Consider the following 20,190-nt stretch of genomic DNA (forward strand, 5'->3'; position numbering starts at 1 on the left):
CCATGAGTGCCGACGCGGTCTCCCGGGTCGCCGTGACCGCCGCCGCCGAGGCGGTGCTGCGCAAGCTCCACGCCGTCAACGGCCCGCTGATGTTCCACCAGTCGGGCGGCTGCTGCGACGGGAGTTCGCCGATGTGCTACGTCGAGGGCGAGTTCAGGACCGGCGCGTCGGACGTGCTGCTGGCCTCGCTGCCGATCGCGGAGGTGCCCGAACCGGTCACCTTCTGGATGTCCAAGGACCAGTTCGAGCGCTGGCGGCACACCCACCTCACCGTGGACGTGGTGCCCGGGCGCGGCGGCGGGTTCTCGCTCGAAGCGCCCGAGGGGGTGCGCTTCCTGATCCGCTCACGGCTGCTGACACCGGAGGAGACGAAGGTGCTGGACAGCAGCGAGTGAGCCACCGTACGGCCGGGGTCCGCTGTCAGGGGCAGACTCCGGCCGTGCGGTTCAACCGTCCCGGCTCACCCGTTCCGGATCAGCCGACCTGGGGCGCCACCTGATCGGCGATCAGCTCCAGCTGGTCCAGGTCGTGCAGGTCCAGGATCTGGAAGTAGAAACGGGTGCTGCCGGTCTCCGCGTACCGGCCGATCCGGTCGGCCACCTCGGCCGGCGTCCCGGCCAGGCCGTTGGCCTTGAGCTCGTCCACCTCGCGGCCGATCGCGGCCGCGCGCCGGGCCACCTCGGCGTCGTCCCGGCCGACGCAGGCCACCAGGGCGTTGGAGTACACCATGTCGTCCTCGGCGCGTCCGAGCTCCGCGCAGGCGGCGCGGACCCGGCCGATCTGGGTGCGGGTGTCCTCGACCGAGACGAAGGGGAGGTTGAACTCGGTGGCGTAACGCGCCGCCAGGGCCGGCAGCCGGGTCGGTCCCATGCCGCCGACCAGCACCGGAACCCGGTCCTGCACCGGCTTGGGCAGCGCCGGGGAGTCCTTCAGCTGGTAGTAGCTGCCGTCGTAGCTGAACGTGTCGCCGGGCTTGGTCTCCCACAGCCCGGTGACGATCGCCAGCTGCTCTTCGAAGCGGTCGATCCGCTTGGAGGGGAAGGGGATGCCGTAGGCGGTGTGCTCCTCCTCGTACCAGCCCGCGCCCAGGCCCAGCTCGATCCGGCCGCCGCTCATCGCGTCCACCTGGGCGACCTGGATGGCCAGCACCCCCGGCAGCCGGAAGGTGCCGGCGGTCATCAGCGTGCCGAGCCGGATCCGCTCGGTCTCCCTGGCCAGGCCGGCCAGGGTGATCCAGGCGTCGGTGGGGCCGGGCAGGCCGTCCCCGTCGCCCATCACGAGGTAGTGGTCGGAGCGGAAGAAGGCGTCGAAGCCCAACTGCTCGCTCGCCCGGGCGACCGCCAGCAGCGTGTCGTAGGAGGCCCCCTGCTGGGGCTCGGTGAAGATGCGCAGGTCCATGGGGACCATCCTGCCCCAAGGGGCTGGTGGGACCAGTGGGACCGGTGCGACCGGTGTGGCGCCGCGGGCGTGGCGTCCCGCCGAGCGGCTCCGCCCGGGTGCGGCGGCGCGGTTTGACGCTGCGTCATCCGCTCCGGTGCGCCCGCATGCTGCTCGAAGGGATCACTCCGCTTCCGCCGGCCGAGCGGCCTTGACGGTTCCCATGCACCACCCGGTCCGGCCTGTCCTGCGTCCCGGTGAAGAGTGACCTGATTCACAACCTGATCACTCTGTCGCCGGGGCCGGGTGGAGGCGCATTCTGTGGGGACCATGGCGGACCAGGGAGGCTGCGCGTGAGCGAGAAGCTCGGACAGACACGGATCGTGCGACTCGCCGAGGCGGACCCGAGCGACGCGGAGATCGCTGGCTGGCACCAGATACGGACCGAGACCGCGGAGGAGGCCGGCTCCGACGCCCCGGAGCGCGACGCCGCCGCCACCGCGGCGCTGCTCCGCGACCCGCGGCCGCTGGATCCGGTGGTGCGCTGGCTGGCCTGGGACGGGGACACCGCGGTCGGCCTGGCCTGGGTCCGGCTGCACCGGTCCGAGGGCAGGCGGCATGTCGCCAACTGCCGGATCGCGGTACTGGAGGACCGCTACGGCCAGGGCGTCGCCGAGGCGCTGCTCGACGAGGTGGTGGCGGTGGCCCTGGCGGACGGCCGGAGCAATCTGCTGACCAGCACCTCGGTCGGCTCCACCGGCGAGGAGTTCCTGGTCGGCGCCGGGTTCGGGCTGGGAGCGGACTTCAGCCGGCTGCGGCTGCTGGTCGCCGACTGCGACCAGGAGGAGCTGCGCGCCACGGTGAAGTCCGCCAGCGAGGGCTACAGCCTGGTGCGCTGGCAGGGGGTGCCGCCGGGCGACCTGATCGGCCCGTTCGCCGCCACCCGCGAGGCGATGAACGACATGCCCGTCGACGAGCTGGAACTCGGCCGGATCAGTTGGGACGAGGACCGGGTCCGGGCCAACGCCAGGTCGGCGGCCCAACGCGGGCAGACGCTGCTCACCGTCGCCGCGCTGGGGCTGGACGAGCAGGGCGCCGAGGTGGTCGCCGGCTTCAGCGAGATCGTCCTGGAGGGCGGCGGAAGCGTCCGGGCCCGGCAGTCCGACACCGTGGTGCTCAGGGGGCACCGCGGCCGGGGCCTCGGCCTGTGGGTGAAGGCCGCCATGCTGGAGTGGCTCATCGGCGCCCATCCGGAGATCGAGGAGGTGCTGACGGCCTGCCTGGTCAGCAATGTCCACATGATCGCCATCAATGAGCAGATCGGCTTCCTGCCGATCCGGGGCGAGCGGTACTACCAGCTGGCGCTGTAGCGAACGACGGGCGACACGGCGGGTGCGGAGCGGTCCGTCCGGCTAGGGTGAACAGGGCACCACCGCCACCACCGCATCGATCGCAGGAGGTATCCGGCGTGGCAACCACACGTGTCGCAACGACTGCTTGGGAAGGCTCGCTGCTGGAGGGCAAGGGAGTCGTCTCCCTGGACACCTCCGGGGTCGGCGAGTTCCCGGTGACCTGGGCCTCCCGGGCCGAGACCGCCAACGGGAAGACCAGTCCGGAGGAGCTGATCGCCGCGGCCCACTCCAGCTGCTTCTCGATGGCGCTGTCGCACGGCCTCACCGGCGCCGGCACCCCGCCGACCCGGCTGGAGACCTCGGCCGAGGTGACCTTCCAGCCGGGCACCGGGATCACCGGCATCCATCTGACCGTCAAGGGCACCGTGCCCGGCCTGGACGAGGCCGACTTCGTCAAGGCGGCCGAGGACGCCAAGGCCAACTGCCCGGTGAGCCAGGCCCTTTCGGGTACCACGATCACGCTGACGGCCGGTCTGGCCTGATCCGCCGATCCGCCGTGCCAACCCGGTGCCCCCGACCGCTCCGGTCGGGGGCACCGGCGCGTCCGGGCCGTTTCGCGCCGTCCCGCCACCACCCGCGCTGTCCCCGCAGGAGTGAATCGTTCCGGGAATGGTGGCCGGGGCGATCCCTCCCATTTATGATCACAACCGTGCGTAGCGGCTGATCTAGAGCATCGGGAACGGGAGAGCTGTGCCAGGCCCGAGCGGCGGCGGCAACGAGACGGGCGGCACCGCGGGGGGAGCCGGCGGAGCGGACGGCAACGGGACGGGCACTGGGACGGGCAACGGTACGGGCACTGGGACGGAGGCGGAGGCCGTGGATCTCGCCGAGGCGCTGCACGCCAGCGAGACTCGCTTCCGTGCCGCGTTCACCGACGCCGGCATCGGCATGGCCCTGGTCGATCCCCACGACCGCATCATCGAGGCCAATCCGGCCCTCGCCGAGATGCTGGGCCGCTCCGTCCCCGACCTGATCCGGCTGCACATCCACGAACTGCTGGACGTCGAGGAGGAGGCCCGCCGGGTCTACCTGGAGCTGCTCCGCGGCGACCGGGACCGGATCCGGCTGGAGAAGCGGCTCAAGCACCGCAGCGGCCACGCCGTGTGGACCAATGTCACCATCTCGCTGATCCGCGACGCCGACGGCCGCCCGCAGTACACCCTGGCCATGGTGGAGGACGTCTCCGAGGCCCGGCGGCTCGGCGACCGGCTGCACTACCAGGCCGTGCACGACCCGCTGACCATGCTGCCGAACCGTTCGCTCTTCTTCGACCGACTGGCCGGCGCCTTCGCCGAGGCCGACCAGCGGATCGGCCTGTGCTACCTCGACCTGGACGGCTTCGCCGCCATCAACGACACCCTGGGCCACCACGTCGGCGACGACCTGCTGGTCGCCGTGGCCGAGCGGCTGGAGCAGCGGTTCGCCGCCCGAGGCCATCTGGTGGCCCGGATGGGCGGCGACGAGTTCGCGGTCCTGGTGCCGCGCAGCGCCGGGCCCGAGGAGCTGACCGCGCTGGCGGCCGAGGTGGTGGCGCTGCTCTCGGCCCCCTACGACCTGGCCGGGCAGCGGGTGGTGGCCACCGCCAGCGTGGGCGTGGTCGAGCGGCCGGTTCCCGGCACCACCCCGACCGACCTGGTCCGGGACGCGGACGCCACCCTGAGCTGGGCCAAGAGCGACGGCAGGGCCCGCTGGGCCTTCTACGACCCGGAGCGGATCGCCAGCCAGACCACCCGTCAGCTGCTGGCGACGACCATGCTCCCGGCGCTGGAGCGCGGCGAGTTCGTGGTGGAGTACCAGCCGCTGGTCTCGCTCCGCGGCGGGCCCGACGACCGGGCGCCCGACGACGACAGGCCCGACGACGGGGCGCCGGTCGGCCCGGAGGACGCGGCCCTGTGCGGGGTCGAGGCGCTGGTGCGCTGGCAGCACCCGGAGTTCGGCAAGCTCTCCCCGGACCGCTTCATCGGTATCGCCGAGGAGACCGGCGCCATCGTCCCGCTGGGGCGCTGGGTGCTGGAGACGGCCTGCACCGAGGGCCGGGCCTGGCTGGAGCGGTTCCCGGAGAGCGAACTGTTCGTCAGCGTCAATCTGGCGGCCCGGCAGTTCTGGGACTCCGACGTGGTCGCCGATGTCGCCGAGATCCTGGGCAGCACCCGGTTCCCGGCCAGGCTGCTGCAGCTGGAGCTCACCGAGAGCGCCGTGATGGGTCCGGCCGGCCGGCCGCTGGAGGCACTGCACGCGCTGGCCGCGATGGGGGTGCGGATCGCCATCGACGACTTCGGCACCGGGTACTCCAACCTCGCCTACCTCAGTCGGCTGCCGGTGCACGTGCTCAAGCTGGACGGCAGCTTCCTGGAGGGCTTCCAGGAGGGTGCCGAGGCCGTCGCCGCGGTCGCCGGACCGGGCCGCTACGCCCGCAGGCAGGCGGCGGACGAGCAGATCGTGCTGGCCCTGGTGCAGCTGGCGCACGCGCTGGGGCTGACGGTCACCGCGGAGGGCGTGGAGAGCGCGCTGCAGGCGGACCGGCTGCGGGCGGCCGGCTGCGACACCGCGCAGGGCTGGCACTTCGGACGGGCGATGCCGGCCGCGGCGATCGTGGAGCTGCTGACCCCGCGTCAGTGACCGCTTCAGTGAGGCTGCTGCAGTGACCGCTTCAGGGCTGCGGCAGCAGTCCGAGGCGCATGGCCGCGGTCACCGCCGCGGTCCGGTCGTCCACGTCCAGCTTGGTGAAGACCCTGATCAGATGGGTCTTCACGGTGGCCTCGCCGATGAACAGCTCGCGTCCGATGTCGGCGTTGGTGCGTCCCCGGGCGACCAGGGCCAGTACCTGGGTCTCCCGTGCCGTCAGCAGCACCGCGGGGGCGGGGGCCGGGGCCGGCGTGCGCACCCGGTTGAGCAGGCTGGCCGCCGCGGCCGGGGCCAGCACCGTCTCGCCGCGCGCGGCCGCCCGTACCGCGTCGGCGAGCTCGCGCCGCGGGGTGTCCTTCAGCAGGTAGCCGGTGGCCCCGGCCTCCACCGCCCGCAGGATGTCGGCGTCGGTGTCGTAGGTGGTCAGGATCAGCACCCTGACCTCGGGCAGTTCGCGGCTCAGCCGGGCGGTGGCGGTGGCGCCGTCGGTGCCCGGCATCCGCAGGTCCATCAGGACCACGTCCGGCCGCAGCTCGGCGGCCAGGGCGCAGGCCTCGTCTCCGTCGGCGGCCTCGCCGACCACCTCCAGGTCGTCCTCGGCGGCCAGCATGCCGCTGAGCCCGGCCCGTACCACCGGGTGGTCGTCGGCCAGCAGCAGCCTGATCCGCGCCGATCGGGCCTGGTTCGCGCTCACGGGACCTCCACTCGGACCGTGGTGCCCTGCCCGGGGGCACTCGTGATCTCCAGTGTGCCGTGCACCTGCTCCACCCGCGCCCGCATTCCGCGCAACCCGTACGAGCCCTCCGGCGCGTCGGCGACCGGCTTGAAGCCGCGGCCGTCGTCCACCACCTCCAGCAGCACGCCGACCGGGCGGTAGGTCAGCCGGACGTCGGCACTGCCGGCGGCGGCGTGCTTGCGAACGTTGGACAGCGCCTCCTGCGCGGCCCGCAGCAGCACCACCTGGACGTCGGCGGGCAGCTCGCGCGGCGTGCCGAGGACCCTGGCCGCGACCGGCAGCCCCAGCTCGTCGCCGGTGCGGGCGCAGACCCGCTCCAGCGCCAGGTCCAGCGGCATGCCCTGGAGCGGGGCCGGGGCCAGCGCGGCGACCAGGGCACGGGCCTCGGCGAGGTTGTCCCGGGCGGTGGCCTCGGCCAGGGCCAACCGCTGCCGGGTGGCGGCCGGGTCCTTCTCCACAGTGGCGTCGGCGGCCTGAATGAGCATCAGCAGGCTGGTGAAGCCCTGGGCCAGGGTGTCGTGGATCTCGTGCGACAGCCGCTGCCGCTCGGCCAGCACCCCGGCGGTGCGGTGCGCGTCGTCGAGGTCGGCGCGGACCGTCTCCAGCTCCCTGATCAGCGCCCCCCGGCGTTCCGCCTCCCGCATCATGATCTGGGTGAAGGTCCCCAGCAGCAGGGTGATCAGCAGTGCCAGCACCACATTGACCAGTGCCGTGGCGACATCGTGCTGGTGCCTGCTCACCAGGACCGAGCCCACGGCCAGTACCGCCACCACCGGGTAGCGGATCCGGCGGTCCCGCAGGCAGCCGAGCAGCTGCGGGAACACGGCGTAGAGGATGGTCAGGCCGTTGGCCTCGAGATAGCCCAGGGCGAGCGTGGCGGGAAAGGCGACCGCCAGGTAGGCGATGCCCTGGCCCCGGTCCTGCTTCAGCGCCGGGACCAGGAAGACCAGGTAGGCCAGGGCGACCACGCCGAGGAGCGCGTAGGGGATCCAGGATGTTCCGTCGCCGTAGAAGTTCAGGGCCATCACGGCGATCAGGAAGGCGAAGGCGGCGTGCCACATCAGGAACACCCGGCCGGCCCAGCTGTCGTCGACGGCGGTGGCCGCCGGGTTCCCCGTCCGCTCGGTGTCCTCGGTACCGCTCATCCGTCCTTGCGCCCCTTCCACCGGAACGTCCGCAGGCAGAGCAGCAGTCCGACCACCGCCCAGGCGCCGAGCACCAAGGCTATCCGCCCGTGCTCCCAGCTCCCGGCCGGTTCGGCGTGGACGTACGCCTGCGGCAGCAGGGCCGAACGCATCCCCTGGCAGAGCCACTTGAGCGGGAAGAAGGAGGCGAAGACCTGCAGTCCCCGGGGGAGCTGGCTGAAGACGATGAACACCCCGGAGACGAACTGCAGCACCGTCATCGGCAGCATCACCACGGCGCCGGAGTCGGCGCTGCGGATCAGGTTGCTGTAGGCGATGCCCAGCAGGGTGCAGGAGGTGACGCCGAGCAGGTAGACCCAGCCGAAGGTGAGCCAGTGCGCCGCGTCCACCGGCAGGCGCACCCCGAAGAACAGCCGGCCCACGGCCAGCAGCACGGCGGTCTGTCCCAGGCTGGAGGCCAGCACCATGACGATCTTGCCGATGAAGTAGGAGCTCTTCGGCAGCGGGGTGCCGCGCAGCCGCTTCAGCATGCCCAGGTGGCGCTCCCCGGCGATCTGCAGCGACAGGCTCTGCAGGCTGGAGCCCATGATGCCGACGCCGATCATGCCGGTGGTGAAGATCTGCGGGGTGGAGACCCCGGTGTCCGGATCCTTGTAGTCGAAGATGGTGGAGAGCAGGAGCAGCATCACCACCGGCATGGAGAAGGTGAAGAACATCTGCATCCGGCTGCGGAAGAACTGCTTGGTCTCCAGGGCGCCCCGGGCGAGTCCCAGCCGCAGCGCGAACGCCGGCGGTGCGGTGGCGGCGGTGGTGGCGGTGGTGGCGGTGGTGATGGTGACGGTGGTGGCGGTCATCAGCGGTCTCCCTCGGGGCGGGCCGATTCCTCGGTCTCGATCATGCGTAGGTAGATGGACTCCAGACTGGGCCGACTGACCGTCAACTCCGGTACCTCGCCGCCGAACCTGGCCGCGAGGTCGAGCACGGTGCGGGTGGGGTCGGCGCTCTCCAGCCGCTGCGGGCCGTTCTGATCGCGCCAGCCGACCACTGCCTTGGCGTGCCGACGGCCGCCGAGCCCGGCGGGGGAGTCCACGTCCACCAGCCGGCCCCGGTTGATCACCCCCACCCGGTCCGCCAACTGCTCGGCCTCCTCGAGGTAGTGGGTGGTCAGCAGGATGGTGGTGCCGCCGGCGCGCAGGTCCTGGACCAGGTCCCAGAACTGCCGGCGCACCTCCGGGTCGAATCCGGTGGTGGGCTCGTCCAGGAAGAGCAGGTCGGGGGCGCCGAGGATGCCCAGGCCGACGTCCAGCCGGCGGCGCTGGCCGCCGGACAGCGTTCCGGTGCGGCTGCGGCGCTTGGCGGTGAGCCCGACGGCCTCCAGCACCTCGTCCACCGGCCGCGGGGCCCGGTAGTAGCCGGCGAAGTTGCGCAGCACCTCCTCGACCGTCAGCAGGTCGAAGCCGGCCGCCTCCTGCAGCACGATCCCGATCCGCTGCCGCCAGGCGGCGTCGGCCCGGCCCGGATCGGTGCCCAGGACGGTCAGCTCGCCGCCTTCGTCGCGCTCGCGGAAGCCCTCGAAGATCTCGGTGGCGGTGGTCTTGCCGGCGCCGTTCGGGCCCAGCAGGGCGAAGATCTCGCCCACCCGGACGTCCAGGTCGACGCCGTCGAGGGCGACCACGCTGCGGTGGCCGCCGTCCCGGCGGGTCCGGCCGTCCCGGTAGGTCTTGCGGAGCCCTCGGGCTCTGATCGCGGTGTCTGTCGGCATGCCCCCAGACTCCCGCCGGCGACGGGTCCGGCATGAGCGGCGAACGGTGGAGTGCGGCCGTCCACCGTTCGGTGGACGGCGGGTCCACGGCCCGGTGGCGGCGGGGTGGTGCTCGGCGGCGGCCCGGCGGGTCCCGGTGGTGGCTCCGGCGGGCCGGCCGTGGTTGGCTGCTGGGGTGCGCCCTCCACTGACCCCCGCTTCACCGACCCCCCGTTCCGACGGCACCGCGGCCGTCATCGGCAGCGGCCCCAACGGCCTGGCCGCGGCCGTGGTGCTGGCCCGGGCCGGGCTCCAGGTCACGGTGTACGAGGCGGCCGGGCAGTTCGGCGGTGGGCTGCGCACCGTCCCGCTGTTCGAGCCCGACACCGTCCACGACATCTGCGCGGCCGGACACCCGATGGCCGCCGCCTCGCCCTTCTTCCAGGCCTTCGACCTGCCCGCGCACGGGGTCCGGCTGCTCACCCCGGAGCTCTCCTACGCCCATCCGCTCGCCGCCGGCCGGGCCGCCCTGGCCTGGCGCGACCTGGCCGCCACCGCCGCGGGTCTGGGAGCGGACGGCCCGGCCTGGACCCGGCTGATGGCGCCGCTGATGGAGCACAGCCGGGAGCTGGTCGGTCTGATGCTGTCCGATCTGCGCCGCCCGCCCGCCGATCCGGCGCTCGCCCTGCTGCTGGCGCCCCGGATGCTGCGCCACGGCACCGTGCTGGCGCATCGTCAGTTCCGCGGAGAGGAGGCCGGCGCGCTGCTCTCCGGGGTGGCCGCGCACGCCTTCGGTCGGCTGCCCAGTCCGACCGGCGGGGCCATCGCGCTGCTGCTGGGCCATCTCGCCCACACCAGCGGCTGGCCGGTCCCCGAGGGCGGCAGCGCCGCCATCGCCCGGGCCCTGGCCGACGACCTGGGCGCGCACGGCGGGAAGATCCACACCGGGGTGCGGATCGACGACCTGCGCGAGGTGCGGCCGGCCGGCATCGTCCTGGCCGACCTCGGCCCCCGGGAGTTCCTGCGGGTCGCCGGCCCGGCGCTGCCCCCGCGCTACGCCGCCGCGCTGTCCGCCTTCCGCTACGGCCCGGCCGCCGCCAAGACCGACTTCCTACTGTCCGAACGCGTCCCGTGGACCCACCCCGACCTGGCCCGGGCCGGGACGGTGCACATCGGCGGCACCCGGGCCGAGGTCTTCGCCCAGGAGACCCGCAACGCCCGCGGACTGGCCTCGGAGCGCCCGTTCGTGCTGGTGATGGACCCGGTCGCAGCCGATCCCGGCCGGGGCCGCCCGGGCAGGTACCCGCTGTGGGCCTACGCCCATGTGCCGCACGGCAGCCCGGCCGACGCGAGCGCGGAGATCATCGCCAGGATCGAGGAGCACGCCCCGGGCTTCCGCGACACCATCACCGCGCAACGCTCGCTCAACGCCCAGCAGTTGGAGGCATACAACCCCAACTACGCGGGCGGGGACATCAGCGCCGGTGCGGTGACGCTGCGTCAGAGCTTCCTGCGGCCGGTCGCCCGGTGGGATCCCTACCGGACCCCGCTCCCGGGCGTCTACCTCTGCTCCGCCGCCACTCCGCCGGGACCGGGCGTGCACGGCATGTCCGGCTACCTCGCCGCCCGTTCGGCGCTGCGCCGGGAGCTGGGCATCCGCATCCCCAGACTCCCGGTACCGCACGCTGGTTGACCGGGCGTCAGCCCGGCCGGGCGGGTGTCAGTCCAGCCTCGCGTCGAAGGCCAGCTCCCGCGCCAGCTGCTCGACCCGCTCCTCGGCCAGGCCCCGCGCCGCGAACCAGGCGCCGACGTTGCGGACGTCCCGTTCGAGGAAGGAGCGGCCGCGGGGGTTGGCGATCACATCGACGATCTGCGGGACGTCGATGATCACCAGGCGCCCCTCGTGCACCAGGATGTTGTAGGCGGACAGGTCGCCGTGGGCGTAGCCGGCCCGGGCGAACAGCGAGAGGTTGCGGGTCAGCTGCTCCCAGAGGTCCTCCAGGTCGGCGTCCTCGCTGCGGAGCTGGGCCAGCCGCGGCGCGGCCGTACCGGAGGGTTCGCCGATGAACTCCATCAGGATCTCGGTGCCGGTGATCTGCACCGGGTAGGGCACCGCCACGCCGGAGGACCACAGCCGGCACAGCGCCGAGAACTCGGCGTTGGCCCACTGCCCGGCGATGGCCTGCTTGCCGAAGTCGGTGCGCTTGGCCATGGCCCGGCTGATCCGGGACTCCTTGTGGGCCCGGCCCTCCAGGTAGCCGGAGTCGCGATGGAACATCCGGTGCTGCCCGTCGCGGTAGCGCTTGGCGGCCAGCAGGGTGCGCCGGTCGGTACCGGGCACACCGCGCTCCAGCAGGAAGACGTCGCCCTCCTTGCCGGTCTTGACGATGCCGAGCTCGGTGTCGACGGCGCCGAGCTCCGTCACCACCCAGTCGGGGCGCGGCTCGGGCCCCTTCTCGGTCGGGGTCGACTGGTCCCAGGTGCTCCAGCGGTCGCCCTCGGGCGGGCCGTCGGGCACGGAGCCGCCGGCAGGGCCGTCGGCACCGGCGTCGAGGTCGGGGTCGATGAGGGTGAAGTAGTCGGCGTACTCGGCCTCCTCGTCGAGGCGGTTGCGCCTGCCGCCGCCCTTGGGGCGCACGCGGCTGAAGGTGTCACTGTCGGACTGGGCACGGTCGAAAGAGCGTTCACGCATCTGGAGGGGCTCCTGTGGGGTGGCCCACCGGAGCGCGTGGTCAGCTCAGCCGGCAGGCAGGTGATGAGAGAAGAAGGGTGAAGAGGCGTCTGGCGCGCAGGCGTGAGCGCGCCGCGTGATGGCGGCAACCACGGAGACGCACCTCCTCTCTCGTCACGAGCGGGCGATCGACAGCCCGGTGTTGCAGGAACTCGATCACCTTAGCGAGTCCTCGGCACAGCGCAACCGAATTAATCGGGGTCGAGCACGGCCAGCTCCAGCGCACGCAGCCGGGCCGGGTCGGCGATCACCTCGTACCCGGTGATCAGCCCGTCCCCGACGGTGAAGGTCAGCGCGACCCGCAGCCGTCCACCCGGTGCCACCACCGCTCCCACCTGCCCGTTCACCAGCAGCACCGCGGCGGTCCCGGCCCGGCGCCCGAACGCGGCGACGCCCTCCAGCACCGCCGCCCGGCCGCGGGCCACGGTCGCCGCACCGGCCGGCACGGCGGCGGGGTCGGACCGGCGGACCACCTCCGGGGCCAGCACCGCGACCAGCGCGTCCAGGTCCCCGCCGCGGGAGGCGGTGAGGAACGCCTCGACGACGTGCCGGTGGGCGTCCAGCTCGGCGCGGGGGAGCAGCGGAGCGCCGTGGACCCGTTGCCGGGCCCGGCTGGCCAGCTTCTTGGCGGCGGCCGGTGAGCGCTCCAGCACGGCGGCGATCTGCTCGAACGGGACCGCGAAGAGGTCGTGCAGCACGAAGGCGACCCGCTCGGCGGGACCCAGCCGGTCCAGCACCACCAGCAGGGCGCGGCCGACCGAGTCGACCAGCAGCGCCTCCCGCTCGGGGTCGGCGTGCTCCCCGTCGTCGCTGATCCGGTCGGACACCTGCTGCCCGACCGGGTCCTCCGGCCGAGCGGTCCGGGACCGCAGCATGTCCAGGCAGATCCGGGAGACGACCGTGGTCAGCCAGGCGGCCAGATTGTCGATCCCGTCGGCGTCGACCCGGCCCAGCCGCAGCCAGGCCTCCTGGACGGCGTCCTCCGCCCCGCCGAGCGAGCCGAGCATCCGGTGGGCGACGGCCCGCAGCCGGGGCCGCTCCGTCTCGAACCGGAGTGCCAGCGCATCGCGCCCGTCGTCCATCGGTCACCTTTCTCCACCGCTCCCCGTCGACCCTACGACGGACCCGACCGGGCCGAAGTGACCACCTGCGCAGGAGCGACCATGACCACGAGCATGACCACGACCACGACCACGACCCGACCGGTGACCGCCCTGGACCAGCCGCTGCTGCGGGGTGTGGACCTGGGGGACCTGCGGCTGCCCAACCGGGTGGTGATGGCCCCGCTCACCCGGGCCCGAACGGGCAACGACGGACTGGTGCCGACCGGGCTGAACGCCGCCTACTACGGCCAGCGGGCGACAGCCGGGCTGATCGTCACCGAGGGCACCTGGGTCAGCCCCCGGGCGATCGGCTTCGTCGACGTCCCGGGGATCTGGAGCGAGGAGCAGGTCGCCGGTTGGCGGCGGGTGACCGCGCTGGTGCACGCCCTGGGCGGCCGGATCGTGCAGCAGCTCTGGCACACCGGCTCCGTCTCGCACCCGGACCACCTCGGCGGTGCGCTCCCGGCCGGGCCCTCGGCGGTCAACCCGCACGAGATGTCCTTCACCGCCACCGGCCGCCAGGACACCGTCACGCCGAGGGAGATGACCGCCGCGGAGATCGCCGGCACCGTCGCCGACTACCGCGCCGCGGCGGCCAACGCCCGGCGCGCCGGGTTCGACGGGGTCGAGATCGGCGCCCCCGGCACCTACCTGATCCCGCAGTTCCTCAACCCGCGGCTGAACCTGCGCTCCGACCGCTACGGCGGCGACCGCGCAGGGCGGCGGCGTCTGCTGCTGGAGATCGTCGACGCGGTCGCCGAGCCCTGGGAGGGCCGGCGGGTCGGGGTCCGGCTCTCGCCGCACTGGACCTCCGGTGACCGCTTCACCGCCGACGAGCGGCTCCTCGCCGACTACGACGAGCTGGTGTCCGAGCTGAACCGGCACCCGGTGGCCTATCTGCACCTGCGCGGCCCGGGCCCGGCCGCCCCGGGGGCCGCGCCCGCGCTGGCCCCGTTCGCCCGCTACCGGCACCGCTTCGACGGCCCGCTGATCGTCAACAACGGCTTCGACCGCACCTCCGCCAACGCCGCGATCGATACCAGCACCGCCGACGCGGTGTCCTTCGGGGCGCACTTCATCGCCAACCCGGACCTGGTCACCCGCTTCGCCCTGGGCCGCGAGCCCGCGGCCGGCGACCCGGCCACCTTCTACTCCGGCGGCACCCGCGGGTACACCGACTACCCGCTCAGCACCTGGGAAACGACACCGGGGTCCAGCTCCGAAGAGCTGGACCCCGGGTCCTGCTAGCTGTGCGCCGCCAGGGACTCGAACCCCGGACCCGCTGATTAAGAGTCAGCTGCTCTAACCAACTGAGCTAGCGGCGCGTGCTGACCTGAGAGAGATTACATGATCCGACGGGAATCTCCGAATCGGTATCCTCGGTGGCGCGGGATCACCCGCGCCGGACAGATCCGCACGTCACCTACGGGGGAACGTATGACCGAGAGCCGCGCCGCCGGGAGCACCGAGGCGGTGGACGCCCACGCTGTGGCTGAGCTGACCCGTCTGCGGGGGAGTATCGACAACATCGACGCGGCGATCGTGCACATGCTCGCCGAGCGGTTCAAGTGCACCCAGGAGGTCGGGCGGCTCAAGGCCGAGTACCGGCTGCCGCCGGCCGATCCGGTCCGGGAGCGCGAGCAGATCGAGCGGCTGCGGGTGCTCGCCGAGAGCGCCAGGCTGGACCCGGCCTTCGCGGAGAAGTTCCTGAACTTCATCATCGCCGAGGTCATCCGCCACCACGAGACCATCGCCAGGGCCTGAAGGAGACGGCCGCCCGAAGCGGGCCGCTGACCCGCTCGGCCGAACCCCTCTCGCCGCTCACCGGCGGCTGTCGCAGGCTGGACAGCAGTCGATCGAGGACTTCGAGGGCGAGGAGCCGACTCCATGGCCAGGCGAAACGGGTACCGGACGGCGGCCGGGGCAGCAGCGGCCGCCGTCCTCGCCGGGGCGGTGCTGACCGGGTGCGGCAGCAGCGGGGCGGCCTCCTCCGCGGTCTCGGCGGCGCAGTCGGCCGCGTCCGGACTGGCGTCCAGCGCGCGGGACGCCCTGGCCTCGGCCTCGGCGGCGGCGTCCTCGGCGCTGGCCCGGGTCAAGGACGGCGTCGACGCCAAGGGTGACGTCTCGCTCGGCTCCCCCAGCACCGGATCGGACGGGAAGACCGCCGTCGAGGTCACCGTCAAGAACAGCGACTCCAGCGCCCACGACTACACCGTGACCGTCAACTTCCGCGACAGCGGCGGGAATCTGCTGGACGCCGGGGTGCTGAACATCGACAACGTCGCGGCCGGGGGCACCGGCACCGGAACGGTGCACAGCAACCGCGCCCTGAGCGGGACGGTCACCGCGGAGGTCGGCGCCGCGCTGCGGCACTGACCGGAGCGGGGGTGGTCGCCGCCGCAGCGGGTAGGAGCAGCGCAGCAACCCCGCTCCTGCCGCTGCGAGGGATCCATGAAGAAGGCCGCTGCCCTGCCCGCCGCCAAGCGACGGCACCTGGACCGGATGTCCGTCGGCCGCTCCGCCTGGGGTCTGTACCGGGAGACCCGACGGCCCGGCTCGCCCGGACTGGTCCGCCGGCTGGCCGCCGCGCCGCTGCTGGTCAAGGACGTGACCTTCGGCCGCTACCCGGGTCTGACGCCGGGTCGGCTCTACGGCTTCTTCCTGCTGATGGCGGTGTACGTGATCAGTCCCATCGATGCGATCCCCGACTTCATCCCGGTCATCGGCTGGGGCGACGACACCCTGGTGGTGCTCTGGTTCATGAACGGCCTGGTCCGCGAGTCGGGCCGGTACGTCGAGTGGAGGCGGGCCGGCCGGCCGGGCCGCTAGCCCGGCCGGCGGGCGTCCCGCAGCGTCAGCACGGCGGCGCCCAGCAGCGAGCCCAGCCCCAGCAGGTTGGCCGCGGACCAGATCGCCGCGGGCGCCTCCAACTGGGCCTTGCCGCCCAGCAGCGGCCGGAGCAGCCCGCCGCCGCGCAGGTACACCATCGTCTCCGGGGTGCCGTCGGGCGCCGGGCAGGGGCCGGCGAAGCGCAGCTCCTCGATGTCGCCGTCCGGGGTGAGCACCGAGCACTGGTAGTAGGCGGTGCCGTGGCTGCCGGTCTCCAGCTGCTGGGAGTCGATCGAGCCCCGCCCCTGGGTGCCCAGCACGAGCATGCAGGCCTGGGCGGCGCAGAAGGAGCCGGCCACCAGCAGCAGCGAGCCGGCCAGGTACAGCCGCCGCACCGGGCGCGGCGGGCCGGCCTTCAGGTACACGGTGCGGCGCAGCAGCAGGACGTAGCAGACGATCAGGGCGACCGCGCCGAGCACGGCGCCGAAACCCAGGTCGAGCGCGGCCAGCCCGGTGGTGGTGGCCGTGGCGGCCAGCAGGATCACCCCCCAGGCCGGGAGCGCCCCGGCGGCCCGCGGCGGCCCGGCCGGCCGCCGCGGCACGGGCCGGCCCGCCCCTGACCTGGCCGCGCCGGACCGGCCCGCACCCGACCGGCCCGCACCGCTCGCCCGGGCCGGGCCGCGGTAGCTGGATCCCGGCGGCAGCGAGGCGATGCCCCGGGCGTCGAGGGCGTCGGCGAACCGGACGGCCGAGCGGATCCCGGCCCGGGAGTCCGCCGCCCTCCGGGCGCTGACGGCGCGTCGGGCGCTGTCGGCCCTGGCGATGTCCTCGCGGCCGGGCCGGGCGTGGGTGTCGGTGAAGCAGAGCAGCACGCTGCGGACCATCGCGGCCCCGGCCGGGGTGCCGGCCAGGCGCCGCAGCTGGCGTCTCCGGAAACCCGCCTCGGCCAGCCGGCGCCGCTGGCGGTACGTCAGCCCGGCCAGCTCCTCGGCAAGTTGCCCCGGCTCCGTGCGGCCGTCCGCATCGGTCGGTCCCATCTGCCCCCCACCCGCTCCACCCGCCCCCTGTTGGGTGCGGCGGCACGCTAACACGCGGACACCCGGATACGGCAGGACGCCCCGTCCTGCCGCACCTGGGCAGCGGGACGGGGCGTCCTTCGGGCCGGTCGGCCGGTCAGGGCTTCACGGTGAGCACCGCGGTTCCGCTGCTCGCGGCGAACAGCTGGTTGCCGGCGAAGGCCGCGGTGACCGTGTAGGGGCCCTTGGCGGCGCTGAGCCGGCCGGGGGCGACGGTGCAGACCCCGCCGACACCGGGCAGCAGCACCCCGGTGCAGGGGACGGCGGTGCCGGAGGCGTCCAGCACGGTGACCGTCACCCGTCCGCCGAGCAGCAGCGACAGGGCCGTGCTCGCGGGCGAGACCGAGACCTCCACCACGGCGCCCTGGCCCTTGCCGACGGTGGCGGGCCGCAGCGTCACCGTGGTCGTGGTCGCCGTCGGGCCGACCTTCTGGACCAGCGAACCGCTGCTCGCCGTGTAGAAGGCGGAGCCGGAGTAGGAGGCGGTGAGGGTGTAACTGCCGGGCAGGCCCAGGTCCTTGCTGTCCACGGTGCACCGGGCGGTGCCGCCGGTCAGGGCGACCGGGCCGGCGCCGGCGGAGCAGCGCAGGGCACGGCTGCGGCCGCCCGAGGTGACGGCGAAGGAGACCGTGCCGCCCGGAACCGCGGTGCCGGGGTCGGTGGCGGCGACCTGGGCGGTGAGGGTGGTGCTGCTGCCGTAGGGGACCGGGTTCGCGGTGCTGCTCAGCGTGGTGCCGGCGGCCAGCGGGGTGCCGGGGCTGTAGCTGAACACCTGGCCCAGGCTCTTCTGCAGGTCGGCGGGCAGGCCGGTCTTGGAGGTCCGCCCGTCGCCGTACCAGGCGGTGTCGCCGTCGTCCTGCAGCAGCCGGACCGGGGCACCGGCGGTCAGCGGGTCCGGGACGTCGACGATGGTCTCCCAGGAGCCGTGGTCGGCGCCGGCGGGCTCCTGCGGCAGGGTGAGGCCGGTGGACAGCGGCGGGTCGGCGGGCTTGCCGTCCCAGCTGTAGAGCACGAAGGGGCTGTTGGTGCCGTCGGCGGTGCCCGCGATGATCAGGTACTGCCCGTCGGCGTTCCGGCGGATGTCGCGGATGCCCAGTCCGCCCAGGTTCATCAGGATCGGCGCGCCGAAGGTGGCGTGCACCCCGGTGGCGGACGGGTCGGTCAGCCGGTCCATGTCGGTCACCGGCACCACCAGCGCCAGGTGGCGGTCGGTGGTCGGCTCCAGCGGGGCGCGGAAGGTCAGGTAGGCGGTGCTGGTGCTGCCGGGGGCGAACTCCATGCCCTCCACGTTCAGGGCGTCGTCCTCGTGGCCGCCGATCCCGCTCTGCACCGACTGGGCCAGCCCCAGGTAGTCGGCGCCCAGGCCGTGGCCGTTCGCCTGGTCCCAGGCGACCAGGTCGCTCTGGAGTCCGGTGTAGCCGCCGACGTAGCTCAGCTGGGTGTCGGCGCCCGATCCGGTGACGGTGGTGGCGAAGACGGTGCTGCGCGAGGCCTGGACGGCGCCGCTGCTGCTGTTGCTCATCGAGCCGCCCCAGTAGACCGTGTCGCCCACCCGGGCGGCCGACTCCAGGTCCGCCTCGGCGGTGCCGGCCGGCAGCTGTGAGGTGAAGTCGAAGGTCCGCACCGGCGGGCCCGACCGGGTCTCGTCGTACAGCCGCAGCACATTGCTCTCGTCGTCGGCCACGATCATGTAGCCGCCGCCGACGTCGACGGCGGCGGAGGCGTTGCCCGCGCCGCTGTAGTAGCGCTGGCCGGCGTCGCCGGGATCGGCACCGTCGTTGAGATCGCTGGAGACCCCGTACTGGACCTGGGTGGTAGCGCTGCTGCCGTCCGGGGCGGTGGCGGTGAGGGTGATGGTGGCGTAGCCGGTGGCGGCCGGGGTGACGGTGAGGGTGCGGTCGGCGCCGTCCCCGGTCACGGTGAGGCCGGCGGTGGGGGCGACGGTCTCGTTCGAGGAGACCGCGGTGACCTTGATCTGGTCCGGGGTGACCGCCGGGTCCGGGTCGCCGACGGTGACGTCCAGGCCGGGGTCGGTCGGGTTGCCCAGCGCCGCGGCCAGCCCGCTGTGCGCGGTGGTCACGGTGGGCACCACGGCGGGCGGCCTGGTGCCGCCGCCGGTGCCGGTGACGGTCCCGGGGGCGAAGGCCACGCCGCGGAAGGTCTCGCCGGCGGGGGCGCTCGCCAGCACGGTGGCGCTGCCGCTCAGGGTGCCGCCGGTGCCGCTGGCGTCGGTGATCCTGTAGAGCGTGCCGGCGGTGCCGGACGAGCCGCTGCTGGTCGCGTAGAGGCTGACGGTGCCGTTGTCGTCATTGGCCGTCAGGCCGGTGACGGAGGGGACCGCGACCGAGCCCTGCTGCACCCAGGCGCCGCTGACCAGCCCGTACTTGACCACCGCGCCGACGGAGTTGTCGGCGACGTAGAGGGTGTCGGGGCTGCTGCCGGTGCCCAGCGTCAGCAGCGAGTAGCTGTACGGTCCTGACGGCGAGGAGGTGAACGGCAGGTTGGTGACCGCCTGGGTGCCGGTGGTCGGCAGGCCGGTGCCGACGGTGGCCACCGTCACCGACGCCTTGGAGGGGTCGGCCGAGGTGTAGAGCTGCCCGTCGGCGATGGCCAGCTGGCGCACGTTCTTGTAGGTGCCGGCCACCAGCGAGGTGGAGGTCGACGCGCCCAGCGCGGCGTAGCGCACCCCGCCCGCCGCGCCGCCGACCCAGAACTCCTGGCCGTCGTCGCTGACCGCGCTGCGGGGGTTGTTGCCGTCGGAGAAGTCGGTCAGCGCGGTGCTGCTGTCGACGGTGCCCGCGGCGTCGACCGTGGCCACGGTGCGGGGCACGGTGGCGGCGGCCGAGGAGGACAGCCCGGTGGCGCCGACGGCGGCGTCGTAGCCGGTGGCGACCAGGTAGCGGCTGTCGGCGGAGAGGGTCAGCCCGCCCTCGGAGCTCGCGGAGCCGCTGGCCACGATCGGCTTGCCGCTGCTCCCGGCCACCGCGGTGGTGGGCAGTGCCACCGACCGGACCAGCGAGCCGGCCGGGGAGTACTCGTCGAGGAAGACGGCCGAGCCCGCACCGGACAGGGTCGACGTGCCGTCACCGACCCGGTAGACCACCACGTCCCCGGCGGCGAAGCCGGATCCGGCGTCGGATCCGGTGTCGGCCGCCGCGGCCCCGGTGCCGAGCACCGCGGACGTCCCGGCCAGCACGGCCAGGGCCGCTGCGGCGGCTATCGCGCTTCTCATGCCGCGCATCACTCTCTTCTCTTTCTGCGTTCGCCTGCGACTCGTCGACCGTCGACCCGGTGGACCGGGCACACCGTAGGGAGCGCGGACGAACCCCGGCCGTCGCGACGGCGACGGCCGGGTGAACGCCGCCGGGGAGTTCCGCCGGATCGGCTCGGCCGAACGGGGGATCGTCCTGCGGCG

Annotated in this window: 18 protein-coding genes and 1 tRNA gene; 9 read left to right on the plus strand and 10 right to left on the minus strand. The window is 73.7% G+C overall.

Annotation, left to right across the window (positions count from 1 at the left end; genetic code table 11):
* Positions 1-2 precede the first annotated feature (2 nt).
* Entirely contained in the window at positions 3-395 is a 393-nt protein-coding gene (locus tag IF29_RS0105100) for a DUF779 domain-containing protein (protein WP_030250156.1), read from the plus strand.
* Between the two features lie 79 nt (positions 396-474).
* On the opposite strand, the gene IF29_RS0105105 is transcribed toward IF29_RS0105100, so the two are convergent.
* Entirely contained in the window at positions 475-1,398 is a 924-nt protein-coding gene (locus IF29_RS0105105; protein ID WP_030250159.1) for an LLM class F420-dependent oxidoreductase, read from the minus strand.
* Between the two features lie 332 nt (positions 1,399-1,730).
* Between IF29_RS0105105 and IF29_RS41590 the strand changes: the two genes are divergently transcribed.
* The 3 genes from IF29_RS41590 to IF29_RS0105120 all read left to right on the plus strand — a co-directional run bounded on the left by IF29_RS41590 (position 1,731) and on the right by IF29_RS0105120 (position 5,408).
* The gene (locus IF29_RS41590) at positions 1,731-2,747 is read left to right on the plus strand and encodes a GNAT family N-acetyltransferase (RefSeq protein ID WP_051724906.1); all 1,017 of its coding nucleotides are present in this window, start codon (positions 1,731-1,733) and stop codon (positions 2,745-2,747) included.
* Positions 2,748-2,845: 98 nt separating this feature from the next.
* Positions 2,846-3,271: an OsmC family protein gene (locus IF29_RS0105115; RefSeq protein WP_030250162.1), complete on the plus strand. Its 426-nt coding sequence runs from the start codon at positions 2,846-2,848 to the stop codon at positions 3,269-3,271.
* Positions 3,272-3,605: 334 nt separating this feature from the next.
* Positions 3,606-5,408, plus strand: coding sequence for a putative bifunctional diguanylate cyclase/phosphodiesterase (locus tag IF29_RS0105120; RefSeq protein WP_030250164.1), 1,803 nt, complete (start codon positions 3,606-3,608; stop codon positions 5,406-5,408).
* Between the two features lie 31 nt (positions 5,409-5,439).
* Here IF29_RS0105120 and IF29_RS0105125 read toward each other — a convergent pair whose 3' ends face one another.
* Genes IF29_RS0105125 through IF29_RS0105140 form a run of 4 tightly spaced genes read right to left on the minus strand, consistent with a single transcriptional unit; the run spans position 5,440 to position 9,057 of the window.
* On the minus strand, positions 5,440-6,108 hold the full coding sequence (locus IF29_RS0105125; protein WP_380520478.1) for a response regulator transcription factor: 669 nt from the start codon (positions 6,106-6,108) through the stop codon (positions 5,440-5,442).
* Positions 6,105-7,295, minus strand: coding sequence for a sensor histidine kinase (locus IF29_RS0105130; protein WP_051724907.1), 1,191 nt, complete (start codon positions 7,293-7,295; stop codon positions 6,105-6,107). The genes IF29_RS0105125 and IF29_RS0105130 overlap by 4 nt, the downstream gene beginning before the upstream one ends.
* On the minus strand, positions 7,292-8,149 hold the full coding sequence (locus tag IF29_RS0105135; protein ID WP_030250173.1) for an ABC transporter permease: 858 nt from the start codon (positions 8,147-8,149) through the stop codon (positions 7,292-7,294). Before IF29_RS0105135 ends, IF29_RS0105130 begins: the two co-directional genes overlap by 4 nt.
* A complete protein-coding gene (locus IF29_RS0105140) occupies positions 8,149-9,057 on the minus strand; it encodes an ABC transporter ATP-binding protein (protein WP_030250176.1) in 909 nt (302 codons plus the stop codon). The genes IF29_RS0105135 and IF29_RS0105140 overlap by 1 nt, the downstream gene beginning before the upstream one ends.
* 175 nt (positions 9,058-9,232) lie before the next feature.
* Between IF29_RS0105140 and IF29_RS0105145 the strand changes: the two genes are divergently transcribed.
* The gene (locus tag IF29_RS0105145; RefSeq protein WP_232242032.1) at positions 9,233-10,729 is read left to right on the plus strand and encodes a phytoene desaturase family protein; all 1,497 of its coding nucleotides are present in this window, start codon (positions 9,233-9,235) and stop codon (positions 10,727-10,729) included.
* A 27-nt stretch (positions 10,730-10,756) separates the two neighbouring features.
* Here the strand turns inward: IF29_RS0105145 and IF29_RS0105150 are convergent, their stop codons facing one another.
* A complete protein-coding gene (locus tag IF29_RS0105150) occupies positions 10,757-11,728 on the minus strand; it encodes a serine protein kinase RIO (RefSeq protein WP_030250181.1) in 972 nt (323 codons plus the stop codon).
* Between the two features lie 230 nt (positions 11,729-11,958).
* A complete protein-coding gene (locus IF29_RS0105155) occupies positions 11,959-12,849 on the minus strand; it encodes a sigma-70 family RNA polymerase sigma factor (RefSeq protein WP_030250184.1) in 891 nt (296 codons plus the stop codon).
* 81 nt (positions 12,850-12,930) lie between these two features.
* On the opposite strand from IF29_RS0105155, the gene IF29_RS0105160 reads away from it, so the two are divergent.
* A complete protein-coding gene (locus tag IF29_RS0105160) occupies positions 12,931-14,118 on the plus strand; it encodes an alkene reductase (RefSeq protein ID WP_232242033.1) in 1,188 nt (395 codons plus the stop codon).
* Positions 14,119-14,121: 3 nt separating this feature from the next.
* Here IF29_RS0105160 and IF29_RS0105165 read toward each other — a convergent pair.
* A tRNA-Lys gene (locus IF29_RS0105165) sits at positions 14,122-14,195 on the minus strand.
* Positions 14,196-14,307: 112 nt separating this feature from the next.
* On the opposite strand from IF29_RS0105165, the gene IF29_RS0105170 reads away from it, so the two are divergent.
* The 3 genes from IF29_RS0105170 to IF29_RS0105180 all read left to right on the plus strand — a co-directional run bounded on the left by IF29_RS0105170 (position 14,308) and on the right by IF29_RS0105180 (position 15,699).
* Positions 14,308-14,634: a chorismate mutase gene (locus IF29_RS0105170; protein WP_030250188.1), complete on the plus strand. Its 327-nt coding sequence runs from the start codon at positions 14,308-14,310 to the stop codon at positions 14,632-14,634.
* Between the two features lie 123 nt (positions 14,635-14,757).
* On the plus strand, positions 14,758-15,246 hold the full coding sequence (locus IF29_RS0105175) for a hypothetical protein (protein ID WP_030250191.1): 489 nt from the start codon (positions 14,758-14,760) through the stop codon (positions 15,244-15,246).
* A gap of 75 nt (positions 15,247-15,321) precedes the next feature.
* Positions 15,322-15,699: a YkvA family protein gene (locus tag IF29_RS0105180; protein WP_198037301.1), complete on the plus strand. Its 378-nt coding sequence runs from the start codon at positions 15,322-15,324 to the stop codon at positions 15,697-15,699.
* Here the strand turns inward: IF29_RS0105180 and IF29_RS0105185 are convergent.
* Together IF29_RS0105185 and IF29_RS43210 are read right to left on the minus strand one after the other, a co-directional pair.
* A complete protein-coding gene (locus tag IF29_RS0105185; RefSeq protein ID WP_030250196.1) occupies positions 15,696-16,736 on the minus strand; it encodes a hypothetical protein in 1,041 nt (346 codons plus the stop codon). The genes IF29_RS0105180 and IF29_RS0105185 overlap by 4 nt on opposite strands.
* 136 nt (positions 16,737-16,872) lie before the next feature.
* Positions 16,873-20,016, minus strand: a complete 3,144-nt coding sequence (locus IF29_RS43210) for an Ig-like domain-containing protein (RefSeq protein ID WP_051724908.1) — start codon at positions 20,014-20,016, stop codon at positions 16,873-16,875.
* Positions 20,017-20,190 lie beyond the last annotated feature (174 nt).

The organism is Streptacidiphilus jeojiense, assembly GCF_000719095.1.
Classification (GTDB): domain Bacteria; phylum Actinomycetota; class Actinomycetes; order Streptomycetales; family Streptomycetaceae; genus Streptacidiphilus; species Streptacidiphilus jeojiensis.